The following is a 12,245-nucleotide window of genomic DNA, read 5'->3' on the forward strand; positions in this document are numbered from 1 at the left end:
CCGCCTTATCGGATAAAGCCTTTGTAGTGTCGTTTAACCAGTTGACTTTCAATCTGTTTCATCGTCTCAAGACCTACACCGATGACGATCAGCAAGCTTGTTCCACCAATCTGGACCGAGTTCGGTAAACCAGCGAACTTAATAAAGAACGTTGGCGTAACCGCGATCACAGCGAGGAAAAGTGAGCCGAAGAATGTCAGTCGATATAGGATCTTCGTGATGTATTGTTCCGTTTGCTTACCAGGACGAATACCAGGAATGTATCCGCCTTGTTTTTGAAGGTTCTCTGCCATTTGTTCCGGGTTAACCTGAACAAATGTATAAAAGTACGAAAATGCGATGATGAGCGCCACATAAATCGACATACCGATTGGACTCGTATAGTCGAAGATGTCACGAATCTTCGTCGCGTTTTCCGGACTTGCCAAGAAACTTGCAATCGTTGGTGGAGTCACCATAAACGATACAGCGAAGATAACTGGGATAACCCCAGCAGCGTTAAGCTTAATCGGCAAGTGTGTCGATTGGCCGCCAACTGGAGCACGGTTCACCGTACGCTTGGCGTACTGAATCGGAATCTTCCGGGCAGCTTGCTGCACATAGATGACACCGACGATGACCGCGATGATGATTAAAAGCAACAGTACGATATAAAGCACGTTGACAAACAAAGCATCCCCTGCATTTTGGAGCTTTGTTTCGTAAATCTGACGGAATGCGTTCGGGAAGCCCGCGACGATCCCAGCGAAGATGATCATTGATATCCCGTTACCAATGCCCTTCTCCGTGATGAGTTCACCGAGGAACATTAAGAATGCGGTACCCGCCGTCAAAACAAGTGCAATCATCACGTACGTCCAGGTGCCAAAATCTTCATTGACAAGACCTGGGTAGATACGGTTAAATCCAAGCGCGATTCCAAACGCTTGGACTAAGCCGAGTACGATCGTTCCATAGCGCGTTACCGTTGCTAACTTCTTACGGCCCGCCTCTCCTTGTTTTGCCCATTCGGCAAACTTTGGAACAACGTCCATCTGTAAGAGTTGGACAACGATCGAGGCCGTGATATACGGCATGATTCCCATCGCAAAGAGTGAGAAATTCTGCAAAGCATTCCCGCCGAAGGAGTTCAAGAAGCCAAGAATACCATTCTCGTCAATCTTGAATACTTCAGTGTTTACCATTGGGACTGGGATATGTGCACCGATACGGAACACGATAATCAGGGCCAAGGTAAAGAGAATGCGCCGACGGATGTCGGCTACGCGCCACATATTGGAGATCGCTTGAAACATTAGATCACCTCAACCGTACCGCCGGCAGCTTCGATCGCTTGCTTCGCAGCTTCGGAGAACTTGTGAGCTTTTACTGTCAGTTTCTTTTCAATCTTACCGTTAGAAAGGATCTTCACGCCATCTTTCATACCTTTGACTGCGCGAGTCTCGATAAGAAGTTCTGGTGTTACTTCCGTTCCATCTTCAAAACGGTTAAGTGTGTCAAGGTTGATAACCGCGAACTCTTTACGAGTTGGGTTGTTGAAGCCGCGTTTTGGTAAACGACGGAAAAGTGGGTTTTGTCCACCTTCGAAACCTGGACGAACACCACCGCCTGAACGAGCTTTTTGACCTTTGTGACCACGGCCAGAAGTCTTACCGTTACCAGAAGACATACCGCGACCTACACGGTTGCGTTCTGAACGTGAACCAGCAGCTGGTTTCAATTCATGGAGTTTCATAGTGGGGCACCTCCTCATAAAATTATATCGAACTATTACTCTTGAATTTCTTTTACTGTCAATAAGTGTGACACGTGGTTAATCATCCCACGCATAGCAGCGTTGTCAGGTACGACAACAGTTTGGTGCATCTTATGGAGACCAAGCGTACGAGTAGTAACGCGTTGGTTCTCCGGACGACCGATCATGCTGCGTGTGAGGGTAACTGCGAGTTTCGCCATCTGTATTCCCTCCCTTTCTTAACCGCGAAGTTCTTCGACGGTTTTACCGCGGAGTTTCGCAACGTCTTCAGCACGTTTAAGTGAAGTGAGACCTTTGACAGTCGCACGAACCATGTTGATTGGAGTGCTTGATCCAAGTGATTTCGAAAGAATGTCGTTGATTCCCGCTAATTCGAGAACCGCACGAACTGGGCCACCAGCGATGACTCCAGTACCTTCAGAAGCAGGTTTCAAGAATACGTGACCTGCACCGAAAATTCCGTTGATTTCGTGTGGAATTGTAGTGTTAACGATTGGAACGTTAACCATGTTTTTCTTTGCATCTTCGATTGCTTTACGGATCGCTTCAGGCACTTCCTGAGCTTTACCCGTACCGAAACCTACGTGACCATTCTTGTCACCTACGACGACGAGTGCAGCAAAACGGAAGCGACGGCCACCTTTTACTACTTTCGCGACGCGGTTTACAGTAACAACGCGTTCTTCGAGTTGATCCATGTTAATTTCTAACTGGCGCATGTAGAGGTTCCCTCCTTTTCTATTAGAATTTGAGACCAGCTTCACGAGCTGCTTCAGCTACTGCTTTGATACGTCCATGATAGAGATATCCTCCACGGTCGAAAACGACTGTTTCAATACCTTTTTCAAGAGCGCGTTCAGCTGCGAGCTTACCAACTGCTGTTGCAGCGTCAGTCGTGTTGCCTTTTTCAAGGTCGAGTGATGATGCAGATGCGAGTGTTGCATGTGTTGCATCGTCAATGACTTGTACGTAAATGTTCTTGTTCGAACGGAATACATTCAAACGTGGACGAGTTGCCGTCCCGATGATTGTACGACGTACACGACCATGACGCTTTTTACGTGTAGCGTTTTTGTCTGCCTTTGAGATCATTTATGCCACTCCTTTCCGGTCAATTCGTATCAACGAATTACTTACCTGTTTTACCTTCTTTACGACGAACGACTTCATCACTGTAACGAATTCCTTTACCTTTGTAAGGCTCAGGTTGACGGTACGAACGAATCAATGCAGCAACGTGTCCAACACGCTCTTTGTTGATACCGCGAACGATGATTTGCGTATTCGTAGGAACTTCGACTTCAATGCCTTGTTCCGGAGTGTACTCGATTGGGTGTGAATAACCGAGGTTGAGTACGATTTTGTTACCTTGCTTTTGAGCACGGTAACCAACACCTTGGATATCAAGTGTCTTAGCGAAACCGTTGTTTACACCTTCGACCATGTTCGCGATAAGCGCACGAGTCGTTCCGTGGATTGTACGGTTAGCTTTCTCGTCGTTTGGACGAGTGACAGTCAATTCATTACCTTCTACGTTGATAGCCATAGTCGGGTTGAACTCACGAGTGAGTTCACCTTTAGGACCTTTTACTGTAACTGTGCTGTTTTCAACTGTTACTGTAACGCCTGCTGGGATAACGACTGGCTTTTTACCAATACGTGACATTTAAGACACCTCCGTTCTTTTTATGCGTGAATTACCAGATGTATGCGATCACTTCGCCGCCGACTTTTTGTTGGCGAGCTTCTTTGTCTGTCATAACACCTTTAGATGTTGAAACGATAGCGATTCCGAGACCACCGAGTACTTTCGGGATTTCATCAGCTTTCGCGTAAACGCGAAGACCTGGTTTCGAGATACGTTTGAGTCCAGTGATGACGCGTTCGTTGCCTGCGCCGTACTTAAGGAATACGCGGAGCGTACCTTGTTTGCTGTCCTCGAGATATTCAACATCGCGGATGAAACCTTCACGTTTGAGGATTTCAGCGACTTCACGTTTGATTGTAGAAGCTGGCATTTCCAACTTCTCATGGCGAACCATGTTTGCATTACGAATGCGTGTAAGCATATCTGCAATCGGATCTGTCATAACCATGCGATGTACCTCCTTTCACAACTTTAATGAATTACCAGCTTGCTTTTTTGACACCAGGGATTTGACCTTTATGAGCAAGATCACGGAACTTAATACGGCTGATACCGAATTTACCAATGTAACCGTGTGGACGGCCAGTGATACTGCAACGGTTGTGTAAACGAACCGCTGAAGAGTTACGTGGGAGTTTGCTCAAGCCGATGAAGTCGCCTTGTGCTTTCAATTCTGCGCGTTGTTCAGCGTAGCGCTCTACGAGTGCTTGACGTTTTACTTCACGTGCGATCATTGATTTCTTAGCCATGTTGTCGACCTCCCTTATTTTTGGAATGGCATGCCGAGTGCTGTGAGAAGCTCACGGGACTCTTCATCCGTATTAGCAGTTGTTACGATAACGATGTCCATACCACGGACTTTCGATACGCGATCGTAGTCGATCTCTGGGAAGATCAATTGTTCCTTCACGCCTAGCGTGTAGTTACCACGGCCATCGAATGATTTCTTCGATACACCACGGAAGTCACGTACACGTGGAAGTGACACGTTGATCAACTTGTCGAGGAACTCATACATGCGCTCTCCACGAAGTGTTACCTTCGCGCCGATTGGCATACCTTCACGAAGTTTGAAACCAGCGATCGATTTCTTAGCTTTCGTGATGAGTGGCTTCTGACCAGTGAGGAGCTGAAGCTCTTCGACTGCCATGTCAAGTGCTTTCGTGTTCGTAACAGCGTCACCAACACCCATGTTGATTACGATTTTATCGACTTTCGGCGCTTGCATTACAGAAGTATAGTTGAATTTCTCCATCATTACTTTGACGATTTCGTCTTGGTATTTAACTTTTAAACGGTTCATCAGAAAGTGGACCTCCTTTCTTTAAATCTTCTTATTTATCTAAAGCTTCGCCCGATTTTTTAGCGATACGTACTTTCTTGCCGTCAACCACAGTGAAACCAACGCGTGTTGGGTTTCCTGTCTTAGGGTCGATAAGCATAACGTTCGATACGTGAATCGGTGCTTCTTTCTCGACAATTCCGCCTTGCGGGTTGAGTTGAGAAGGTTTTGAGTGTTTCTTGATCATATTAACGCCTTCGACGATAATGCGATCTTTTTTAGGCATAGCAGTAAGGACAACACCTTGTTTGCCTTTATCTTTACCAGTCATAACCTGAACTTTATCACCTTTTTTGACATGCATCGTTAGAGCACCTCCTTGTAGGAATTCTTTGGAATTAAAGTACTTCCGGTGCCAACGAGACGATCTTCATGAAGTCTTTTTCACGAAGTTCGCGTGCGACTGGTCCGAAGATACGTGTGCCACGCGGGCTTTTATCATCTTTGATGATGACTGCTGCGTTTTCGTCAAAACGGATGTACGAACCGTCTTTACGACGAACGCCACGTTTAGTACGAACGACTACTGCGCGTACAACTTCACCTTTTTTGACAACGCCACCTGGTGTTGCTTGTTTAACTGTGCAAACAATTACGTCACCGATGTTAGCAGTTTTGCGACCAGATCCACCGAGGACTTTGATCGTCAAGACTTCACGAGCTCCTGAGTTGTCTGCTACTTTCAAGCGAGATTCTTGTTGAATCATACGATTGTACCTCCCTCCGGATGTTTATTCATCCGAACTAATTAGAGTTTAGATGATTACTGCTTTTTCGACGACTTCTACGAGACGGAAACGTTTGTCTTTAGAAAGTGGACGTGTTTCTTGAATGCGTACGACGTCACCGATTTTAGCTGTGTTGCTTTCATCATGCGTTTTATACTTCTTCGAGTAGTTTACGCGTTTGCCGTAGAGCTTGTGCTTTACTTTTGTCTCAACTGAAACCACGATCGTTTTATCCATTTTGTCAGATACGACGCGTCCAGTTAATACTTTGCGGTTGTTAGTGCGTTCCATTGAGTGTTCCTCCTCTCAGAATCCGAGTGAATTATGCGTTGTTGATGCCGAGTTCGCGTTCACGAAGAACGGTTTTCGCGCGTGCAATCGACTTGCGCACTTCACGGATACGAGCAGGGTTCTCAAGCTGACCAGTCGCGAGTTGGAAACGAAGGTTGAACAACTCTTCTTTCCACGAACCGACTTTACCGTTGAGCTCTTCTGTAGTTTGCTGACGGAGATCAGTTGCTTTCATTCGTATCACCACCATTTTCTTCACGTTTTACGAACTTACATTTTACTGGAAGTTTGTGTGATGCAAGACGGAGAGCTTCGCGTGCGATCTCTTCCGATACTCCTGCGATTTCGAACATTACTTTCCCCGGTTTGACGACTGCAACCCAGCCCTCCGGAGCACCTTTACCTGAACCCATTCGGACTTCAAGAGGTTTTTTAGTGTATGGTTTGTGTGGGAAGATCTTGATCCACACTTTACCACCACGTTTCATATAACGAGTCATCGCGATACGCGCTGATTCGATTTGACGGCTAGTGATCCAGCTAGCTTCTTGAGCTTGGATACCGAACTCGCCGAAATGTACTGTAGTACCACGTTTCGCTTTACCACGCATGTTGCCGCGGTGAACACGACGATATTTTACACGTTTTGGTAACAACATGTTGTGTTGCCTCCTTCCCTAGACGGATGTGGATTATTGTTCGTTAGATGCTGCTTTTTTCGTAGGAAGCACTTCACCGTGGTGGAGCCATACTTTTACGCCGATTTTGCCGTAAGTTGTATCAGCTTCTGCAGTACCGTAATCGATGTCTGCACGGAGTGTATGAAGTGGAACTGTTCCTTCTGAATACTTCTCTGAACGAGCGATATCAGCGCCACCAAGACGACCAGAAACTTCAGTCTTGATTCCTTTGATACCTGAACGCATAGAACGTTGGATTGATTGCTTCATTGCACGACGGAACGATACACGACCTTCAAGTTGGCGTGCGATGTTCTCAGCGACGAGTTTAGCAACTGCATCCGGGTTTTTCACTTCAACGACGTTAACGTGAACGCGTTTGCCTTTTGCAAGGTTAGTGATGTCTGTGCGAAGTGTTTCGATTTCCGAACCGCCTTTACCGATAACCATACCCGGTTTAGCAGTGTGAAGTGAAATGTTCAAGCGGTTTGCTGCGCGCTCGATTTCAACTTTAGCAACACTTGCGTCTTTAAGACGTTTTTCGATATATTCACGAACTACGTAGTCTTCATGAAGGAGATCAGCATAGTCTTTATCTGCGAACCAACGTGATTCCCAGTCTTTGATGATACCTACGCGAAGACCAGTTGGGTTAATCTTCTGACCCACGGTAATCCCTCCTTATTTTTCAGATACCACGATATGAACGTGGCTCGTACGTTTGTTGATGCGGCTTGCGCGACCCATTGCACGTGGGCGGAAACGTTTGAGCGTTGGACCTTCGTTGACGTAAGCCTCTGTTACTACGAGGTTTTCGATGTTCATGTCGAAGTTGTGCTCAGCGTTCGCGATTGCCGATTTCAATACTTTCTCAACGATTGGCGTTGCTGCCTTGTTCGTGTAAGCAAGAATCGAAAGTGCTTCGCCGATTTGCTTCCCGCGGATTAAGTCTACTACTAGACGTGCCTTACGAGGAGCAATGCGAACCATGTTAGCCGATGCTTTTGATTGCATAATGAGTACCTCCCCTCAGATTAACGTTTAGTCTTCTTATCGTTTCCAGCATGTCCTTTATAAGAACGTGTTGGCGCGAATTCACCAAGTTTGTGACCGACCATATCTTCTGTCACGTAAACCGGTACGTGTTTACGACCATCGTAGACAGCGATCGTGTGACCGATGAACTCTGGGAAGATTGTAGAACGGCGTGACCAAGTTTTGATAACATGCTTGTCACCAGCTTCGTTGGCTTTGTCAACCTTAGCAAGCAAATGGTGATCTGCAAATGGACCTTTTTTCATGCTGCGACCCATAGTTGTACCTCCCTTTGGCATGATTCAGGAACGGTTCCTGCGAACCGTTCAGAAATCACGTAATTATTTTTTAGAACGACGGACGATATATTTATCGCTCGCTTTGTTTTTCTTACGAGTTTTGTATCCGAGTGCCGGTTTACCCCAAGGAGTAAGTGGGCCCGAACGACCGATTGGAGCACGTCCTTCACCACCACCGTGTGGGTGATCGACTGGGTTCATAACAGAACCACGAACTGTAGGACGTTTTCCGAGCCAGCGTGAACGACCAGCTTTACCGATATTGACGAGCTCATGCTCTTCATTACCGACAGCGCCGATTGTTGCACGGCAAGTAGCAAGGATCATACGTGTTTCGCCTGATTGGAGACGAACGATCGCGTATTTACCATCTTTACCGAGCAGCTGAGCAGAAGTACCAGCTGAACGAACGAGCTGACCACCTTTACCTGGCTTAAGTTCGATGTTGTGGATCAATGTACCAACTGGGATGTTTGAAAGTGGAAGAGCGTTACCGACTTTAATATCAGCGTCAACTCCTGACATGACTTGCATGTCAACTTTCAATCCTTTAGGTGCGAGGATGTAGCGTTTTTCACCATCGATGTAGTGGACAAGAGCGATGTTTGCAGAGCGGTTCGGATCGTACTCGATTGTAGCGATACGGCCAGCGATGCCATCCTTGTTCCGTTTGAAGTCGATGATACGGTATTTACGTTTGTGTCCGCCACCTTGGTGACGTACTGTCAAGCGACCTTGGTTGTTACGTCCGCCCTTTTTCGTAAGCTTTTCAGTTAACGATTTTTCAGGACGTGAAGCCGTAATCTCCGCAAAGTCAAGAGCAGTCATATTACGACGACCGTTAGTGGTCGGTTTAAACTTTTTAATTCCCATCGAGAGTTCCCTCCTTTTCTACAGAGTACCGATTAACCGAGGTAATCGAGTTCTTTGCTATCTGCAGTAAGCGTGACGACCGCTTTTTTGCGGCGTGCTGTGTAACCAGCGTGACGACCTACGCGTTTTGCTTTTGGTTTTGAGATAAGTGTGTTGATTTTTTCAACTTTAACGCCGAAGATCGCTTCAACTGCATCTTTGATTTGTGTCTTAGATGCCTTTACGTCTACTTCGAACGTGTACTTTTTCTCAGCCATTTGGTTCACTGAGCGTTCAGTAATTACAGGACGTTTGATAATGTCGTGTGCGTTTGCCATTATGCAAGCACCTCCTCTACTCTCGCAACAGCATCCTTCGTGAAGATGACTTTGTCGTGTGCGACAAGATCAAGGACGTTTACTCCAGCAGCGTCAACGACTGTGACACCAGGAATGTTGCGTGTTGAAAGAACGACTGTCTCGTTGTAATCAGCTGTAACGACGAGGACTTTACGTTCGATTGAAAGAGCAGCGAAGACCGAAATCATGTCTTTTGTTTTCGGAGCATCGATTGTCAATCCTTCAAGAACGATGAACTCGTTGTTAGCGACTTTCGAAGAAAGTGCTGAACGTAATGCGAGACGACGAACCTTTTTAGGAAGTTTATAAGCGTACGAACGTGGTGTTGGACCGAAGACTGTTCCACCGCCAACCCATTGTGGCGAACGGATCGAACCTTGGCGTGCACGACCAGTACCTTTTTGTTTCCATGGTTTACGGCCGCCACCGCGAACTTCCGAGCGACCTTTTGTATCATGTGTACCTTGGCGACGTGAAGCTTGTTGCATGACGATTGCATCGTATACGACTGCTTCGTTTGGCTCGATTCCGAAAACGGCATCTGCGAGCTCAATATCTCCAACTTGTGTACCTGTTTGGTTAAGCAAAGCTACTTTAGGCATTCGTTATTCCTCCTTTCCTTGCAAACAAATTAGTTGCCTTTTACCGCAGTTTTGACGACAACTTGGCTCTTACGTGCGCCTGGGATAGCACCCTTGACGAGGAGTAAGCCGCGTTCTACATCAACTTTTACGATTTCAAGGTTTTGAACAGTGACTTGCTCTCCACCCATGCGTCCTGGGAGCAATTTCCCTTTGAATACACGGTTTGGAGCGACAGGACCCATTGAACCTGGGCGACGGTGGTAACGCGAACCGTGAGCCATTGGACCACGTGATTGGTTGTGACGCTTGATTGCTCCAGCGAAACCTTTACCTTTCGACGTACCTGTTACATCAACCATTTCGCCTGCAGCGAAAGTATCTGCTTTCATCTCTTGACCGATTTCGAAATCTGCTACTGATGTACGGATTTCTTTAATGAAGCGCTTAGGTGTCGCACTAGCTTTCGCTGCGTGACCTTTTTGCGGTTTGTTTTGACGACCTTCTTTAATATCACCAAAGCCGAGCTGGACTGCTTCGTAACCGTCCACTTCCATTGTCTTCAATTGAAGAACAACGTTACCTTCTACTGAAACGACAGTAACTGGTACTACTTCACCTGATTCGTTAAAGATCTGTGTCATACCGAGTTTAGTTCCTAAGATTCCTTTAGCCATGAGATACACCTCCTAATATTGAATGATTTTGATCTTCTGGCTAGTATCAACTATTTATAGAAGAAAAATTAAAGTTTGATTTCAATGTCAACGCCCGATGGAAGTTCAAGACGCATAAGCGCATCAACTGTTTTCGGTGTTGGGTTAACGATGTCGATCAAACGTTTGTGTGTACGCATTTCGAACTGCTCACGAGCATCTTTGTACTTGTGAACGGCACGAAGTACTGTGTAGATCGCTCTCTCTGTTGGGAGTGGGATCGGACCAGATACAGTAGCACCAGAACGTTTTGCTGTTTCGACAATTTTCTCAGCCGATTGATCAAGCACGCGGTGATCGTATGCTTTCAAACGGATCCGAATTTTTTCATTTGCCATGTTGTTTCCCTCCTTTTCGCCTATTTTGTAAATAGACATTCTCCGCGGAAATTTCCACACTAGCCATGGCAATGCCGCCTGGTGTGTCATAACCTCCCGCTTCATCGCGTTGTGTTTGTGACCAACATATTCTAGTGTACTTAATTCCAAGACGGAAAGCAAGTAAAATAAAATAGAATTTGTTTTCAAGTCTCTCACCACTCGCACAAACACTTTCCTCAGTATATAAGATGTCAGACCATGTTGCAAGACTGTTTTCAAAGAAACAAAAAAAGGTCTTCCGTCACGGGAGACGAAAGACCTTTTTGCTTAAAAATTACTCAACGATTTCTGTAACTGATCCAGCGCCTACTGTACGGCCACCTTCACGGATTGAGAAACGAGTTTCTTTTTCAAGAGCGATTGGCGCGATGAGTTCAATAGTCAATTCGATATTGTCCCCAGGCATAACCATTTCAGTTCCTTCAGGAAGTTGGCACATACCAGTTACGTCAGTTGTACGGAAGTAGAACTGTGGACGGTAGTTACCGAAGAATGGCGTGTGACGGCCACCCTCTTCTTTTGAAAGGATGTAAACTTGCGCTTTGAAAATTTTGTGCGGTGTGATTGTGTTTGGTTTCGCGAGAACTTGTCCACGCTCGATGTCGTCACGTGATACACCACGGAGAAGAGCTCCGATGTTGTCGCCAGCTTCAGCATAGTCAAGAAGCTTACGGAACATCTCTACACCAGTACATACTGATTTTTTAGTTTCTTCGTGAAGACCAACGATTTCAACTTCGTCGTTGACTTTAAGAACTCCACGCTCAACGCGGCCAGTAGCTACTGTACCACGACCAGTGATTGAGAAAACATCCTCAACTGGCATCATGAAGTCTTTTTCAGTGTCACGAGTTGGCTCAGGGATGTACTCATCAACAGCTGTCATGAGTTCCATGATTTTTTCTTCCCATTTAGCTTCGCCGTTAAGCGCGCCAAGAGCAGATCCTTGGATAACTGGGAGGTCATCGCCTGGGAAATCGTACGCAGAAAGAAGTTCACGGATTTCCATTTCAACGAGTTCAAGAAGCTCTTCGTCGTCAACCATGTCGACTTTGTTCATGAATACTACGATGAAAGGAACACCTACTTGACGTGAAAGCAAGATGTGCTCACGTGTTTGTGGCATTGGACCATCAGTTGCAGAAACAACGAGGATCGCGCCGTCCATTTGTGCAGCACCAGTGATCATGTTTTTAACATAGTCAGCGTGACCTGGGCAGTCAACGTGTGCATAGTGGCGTTTTTCTGTTTCGTACTCGATATGAGCTGTTGCGATCGTGATACCACGCTCGCGCTCTTCTGGAGCACCATCGATTTGGTCAAACTTAGTAGCAGTTTTCCCTTGTGATTTTGCAAGTACAGCTGAAATAGCAGCTGTTAAAGTTGTTTTACCGTGGTCGACGTGACCAATTGTACCAACGTTAACGTGCGGTTTAGAACGGTCGAATTTTTCTTTACCCATTCTGAATTCCTCCTCTATATGTCTAATAATATTTTATAACTAGGAAGGTGAATCGTCGAATAACGTACACCTTCCTTAGCTTACACTAATCAAATAAGCGTGACAACCTGTGAAGG

23 protein-coding genes are annotated in these 12,245 nt (G+C 46.1%); all 23 read right to left on the minus strand.

From position 1 onward, the window contains the following. Window positions 1–5 precede the first annotated feature (5 nt). The gene (gene secY / locus BLD48_RS14930) at window positions 6–1,295 is read right to left on the minus strand and encodes a preprotein translocase subunit SecY (RefSeq protein WP_071500907.1); all 1,290 of its coding nucleotides are present in this window, start codon (window positions 1,293–1,295) and stop codon (window positions 6–8) included. Beyond that, complete coding sequence (rplO, locus tag BLD48_RS14935) at window positions 1,295–1,735, minus strand: 50S ribosomal protein L15 (protein ID WP_012369028.1); 441 nt, start codon at window positions 1,733–1,735, stop codon at window positions 1,295–1,297. Before rplO ends, secY begins: the two co-directional genes overlap by 1 nt. A 35-nt stretch (window positions 1,736–1,770) precedes the next feature. Further along, entirely contained in the window at window positions 1,771–1,956 is a 186-nt protein-coding gene (gene rpmD, locus BLD48_RS14940; protein WP_014969161.1) for a 50S ribosomal protein L30, read from the minus strand. 18 nt (window positions 1,957–1,974) lie between these two features. Then, on the minus strand, window positions 1,975–2,475 hold the full coding sequence (rpsE, locus tag BLD48_RS14945) for a 30S ribosomal protein S5 (RefSeq protein WP_012369026.1): 501 nt from the start codon (window positions 2,473–2,475) through the stop codon (window positions 1,975–1,977). A 22-nt stretch (window positions 2,476–2,497) separates the two neighbouring features. Further along, window positions 2,498–2,848, minus strand: coding sequence for a 50S ribosomal protein L18 (gene rplR, locus BLD48_RS14950; RefSeq protein WP_014969160.1), 351 nt, complete (start codon window positions 2,846–2,848; stop codon window positions 2,498–2,500). 37 nt (window positions 2,849–2,885) lie between these two features. Then, window positions 2,886–3,422, minus strand: a complete 537-nt coding sequence (gene rplF / locus BLD48_RS14955) for a 50S ribosomal protein L6 (protein ID WP_026826919.1) — start codon at window positions 3,420–3,422, stop codon at window positions 2,886–2,888. A 31-nt stretch (window positions 3,423–3,453) separates the two neighbouring features. Next, window positions 3,454–3,852: a 30S ribosomal protein S8 gene (rpsH, locus tag BLD48_RS14960; RefSeq protein ID WP_071500908.1), complete on the minus strand. Its 399-nt coding sequence runs from the start codon at window positions 3,850–3,852 to the stop codon at window positions 3,454–3,456. A 31-nt stretch (window positions 3,853–3,883) separates the two neighbouring features. Further along, a complete protein-coding gene (rpsN, locus tag BLD48_RS14965; RefSeq protein WP_014969158.1) occupies window positions 3,884–4,153 on the minus strand; it encodes a 30S ribosomal protein S14 in 270 nt (89 codons plus the stop codon). A 14-nt stretch (window positions 4,154–4,167) separates the two neighbouring features. After that, window positions 4,168–4,707 (minus strand): 50S ribosomal protein L5, encoded by a 540-nt coding sequence (rplE, locus tag BLD48_RS14970; RefSeq protein ID WP_014969157.1) that lies wholly within the window; start codon window positions 4,705–4,707, stop codon window positions 4,168–4,170. A gap of 31 nt (window positions 4,708–4,738) precedes the next feature. After that, on the minus strand, window positions 4,739–5,050 hold the full coding sequence (gene rplX / locus BLD48_RS14975; RefSeq protein ID WP_014969156.1) for a 50S ribosomal protein L24: 312 nt from the start codon (window positions 5,048–5,050) through the stop codon (window positions 4,739–4,741). A gap of 34 nt (window positions 5,051–5,084) precedes the next feature. After that, a complete protein-coding gene (gene rplN, locus BLD48_RS14980) occupies window positions 5,085–5,453 on the minus strand; it encodes a 50S ribosomal protein L14 (RefSeq protein ID WP_012369019.1) in 369 nt (122 codons plus the stop codon). Between the two features lie 48 nt (window positions 5,454–5,501). Continuing rightward, complete coding sequence (gene rpsQ / locus BLD48_RS14985) at window positions 5,502–5,765, minus strand: 30S ribosomal protein S17 (protein ID WP_014969155.1); 264 nt, start codon at window positions 5,763–5,765, stop codon at window positions 5,502–5,504. 31 nt (window positions 5,766–5,796) lie between these two features. Then, window positions 5,797–6,000, minus strand: a complete 204-nt coding sequence (gene rpmC / locus BLD48_RS14990; protein WP_012369017.1) for a 50S ribosomal protein L29 — start codon at window positions 5,998–6,000, stop codon at window positions 5,797–5,799. Next, window positions 5,987–6,424, minus strand: coding sequence for a 50S ribosomal protein L16 (gene rplP / locus BLD48_RS14995; protein WP_012369016.1), 438 nt, complete (start codon window positions 6,422–6,424; stop codon window positions 5,987–5,989). Before rplP ends, rpmC begins: the two co-directional genes overlap by 14 nt. A 33-nt stretch (window positions 6,425–6,457) precedes the next feature. Then, window positions 6,458–7,114, minus strand: coding sequence for a 30S ribosomal protein S3 (rpsC, locus tag BLD48_RS15000; protein WP_071500909.1), 657 nt, complete (start codon window positions 7,112–7,114; stop codon window positions 6,458–6,460). Between the two features lie 12 nt (window positions 7,115–7,126). Continuing rightward, window positions 7,127–7,459, minus strand: a complete 333-nt coding sequence (gene rplV / locus BLD48_RS15005; protein WP_012369014.1) for a 50S ribosomal protein L22 — start codon at window positions 7,457–7,459, stop codon at window positions 7,127–7,129. Window positions 7,460–7,479: 20 nt separating this feature from the next. After that, a complete protein-coding gene (gene rpsS / locus BLD48_RS15010; protein WP_014969153.1) occupies window positions 7,480–7,758 on the minus strand; it encodes a 30S ribosomal protein S19 in 279 nt (92 codons plus the stop codon). Window positions 7,759–7,821: 63 nt separating this feature from the next. Further along, window positions 7,822–8,652 carry a 50S ribosomal protein L2 gene (gene rplB / locus BLD48_RS15015; RefSeq protein WP_014969152.1) on the minus strand — a complete coding sequence of 277 codons (831 nt, stop codon included), beginning with the start codon at window positions 8,650–8,652 and terminating at the stop codon, window positions 7,822–7,824. Between the two features lie 32 nt (window positions 8,653–8,684). Further along, on the minus strand, window positions 8,685–8,969 hold the full coding sequence (gene rplW, locus BLD48_RS15020) for a 50S ribosomal protein L23 (RefSeq protein WP_012369011.1): 285 nt from the start codon (window positions 8,967–8,969) through the stop codon (window positions 8,685–8,687). Next, window positions 8,969–9,592, minus strand: coding sequence for a 50S ribosomal protein L4 (gene rplD, locus BLD48_RS15025; RefSeq protein ID WP_012369010.1), 624 nt, complete (start codon window positions 9,590–9,592; stop codon window positions 8,969–8,971). Before rplD ends, rplW begins: the two co-directional genes overlap by 1 nt. A 29-nt stretch (window positions 9,593–9,621) precedes the next feature. Beyond that, window positions 9,622–10,248, minus strand: coding sequence for a 50S ribosomal protein L3 (gene rplC / locus BLD48_RS15030; protein WP_014969150.1), 627 nt, complete (start codon window positions 10,246–10,248; stop codon window positions 9,622–9,624). A gap of 68 nt (window positions 10,249–10,316) precedes the next feature. Then, on the minus strand, window positions 10,317–10,625 hold the full coding sequence (gene rpsJ, locus BLD48_RS15035; protein WP_014969149.1) for a 30S ribosomal protein S10: 309 nt from the start codon (window positions 10,623–10,625) through the stop codon (window positions 10,317–10,319). 316 nt (window positions 10,626–10,941) lie between these two features. Continuing rightward, window positions 10,942–12,129 carry an elongation factor Tu gene (gene tuf / locus BLD48_RS15040; RefSeq protein WP_014969148.1) on the minus strand — a complete coding sequence of 396 codons (1,188 nt, stop codon included), beginning with the start codon at window positions 12,127–12,129 and terminating at the stop codon, window positions 10,942–10,944. Window positions 12,130–12,245 lie beyond the last annotated feature (116 nt).

Source organism: Exiguobacterium sp. KRL4 (assembly GCF_001870785.1).
In the GTDB taxonomy this organism is placed as follows: Bacteria; Bacillota; Bacilli; order Exiguobacteriales; family Exiguobacteriaceae; genus Exiguobacterium_A.

Bases quoted from the DNA above. Each gene is read 5' to 3' on its own strand.
- rpsH (WP_071500908.1), bottom strand. From the start codon at position 3,852: ATGGTTATGACAGATCCGATTGCAGATATGCTTACACGCATTCGTAAT.
- rplN (WP_012369019.1), bottom strand. From the start codon at position 5,453: ATGATTCAACAAGAATCTCGCTTGAAAGTAGCAGACAACTCAGGAGCT.
- rplW (WP_012369011.1), bottom strand. From the start codon at position 8,969: ATGGCAAACGCACACGACATTATCAAACGTCCTGTAATTACTGAACGC.
- rplF (WP_026826919.1), bottom strand. From the start codon at position 3,422: ATGTCACGTATTGGTAAAAAGCCAGTCGTTATCCCAGCAGGCGTTACA.
- rpmC (WP_012369017.1), bottom strand. From the start codon at position 6,000: ATGAAAGCAACTGATCTCCGTCAGCAAACTACAGAAGAGCTCAACGGT.
- rplV (WP_012369014.1), bottom strand. From the start codon at position 7,459: ATGCAATCAAAAGCATCGGCTAACATGGTTCGCATTGCTCCTCGTAAG.
- rplE (WP_014969157.1), bottom strand. From the start codon at position 4,707: ATGAACCGTTTAAAAGTTAAATACCAAGACGAAATCGTCAAAGTAATG.
- rplP (WP_012369016.1), bottom strand. From the start codon at position 6,424: ATGTTGTTACCAAAACGTGTAAAATATCGTCGTGTTCACCGCGGCAAC.
- rpsJ (WP_014969149.1), bottom strand. From the start codon at position 10,625: ATGGCAAATGAAAAAATTCGGATCCGTTTGAAAGCATACGATCACCGC.
- rpmD (WP_014969161.1), bottom strand. From the start codon at position 1,956: ATGGCGAAACTCGCAGTTACCCTCACACGCAGCATGATCGGTCGTCCG.
- rpsS (WP_014969153.1), bottom strand. From the start codon at position 7,758: ATGGGTCGCAGCATGAAAAAAGGTCCATTTGCAGATCACCATTTGCTT.
- rpsE (WP_012369026.1), bottom strand. From the start codon at position 2,475: ATGCGCCAGTTAGAAATTAACATGGATCAACTCGAAGAACGCGTTGTT.
- rplX (WP_014969156.1), bottom strand. From the start codon at position 5,050: ATGCATGTCAAAAAAGGTGATAAAGTTCAGGTTATGACTGGTAAAGAT.
- secY (WP_071500907.1), bottom strand. From the start codon at position 1,295: ATGTTTCAAGCGATCTCCAATATGTGGCGCGTAGCCGACATCCGTCGG.
- rplO (WP_012369028.1), bottom strand. From the start codon at position 1,735: ATGAAACTCCATGAATTGAAACCAGCTGCTGGTTCACGTTCAGAACGC.
- rplC (WP_014969150.1), bottom strand. From the start codon at position 10,248: ATGGCTAAAGGAATCTTAGGAACTAAACTCGGTATGACACAGATCTTT.
- rplB (WP_014969152.1), bottom strand. From the start codon at position 8,652: ATGGGAATTAAAAAGTTTAAACCGACCACTAACGGTCGTCGTAATATG.
- tuf (WP_014969148.1), bottom strand. From the start codon at position 12,129: ATGGGTAAAGAAAAATTCGACCGTTCTAAACCGCACGTTAACGTTGGT.
- rpsQ (WP_014969155.1), bottom strand. From the start codon at position 5,765: ATGGAACGCACTAACAACCGCAAAGTATTAACTGGACGCGTCGTATCT.
- rpsN (WP_014969158.1), bottom strand. From the start codon at position 4,153: ATGGCTAAGAAATCAATGATCGCACGTGAAGTAAAACGTCAAGCACTC.
- rplD (WP_012369010.1), bottom strand. From the start codon at position 9,592: ATGCCTAAAGTAGCTTTGCTTAACCAAACAGGTACACAAGTTGGAGAT.
- rplR (WP_014969160.1), bottom strand. From the start codon at position 2,848: ATGATCTCAAAGGCAGACAAAAACGCTACACGTAAAAAGCGTCATGGT.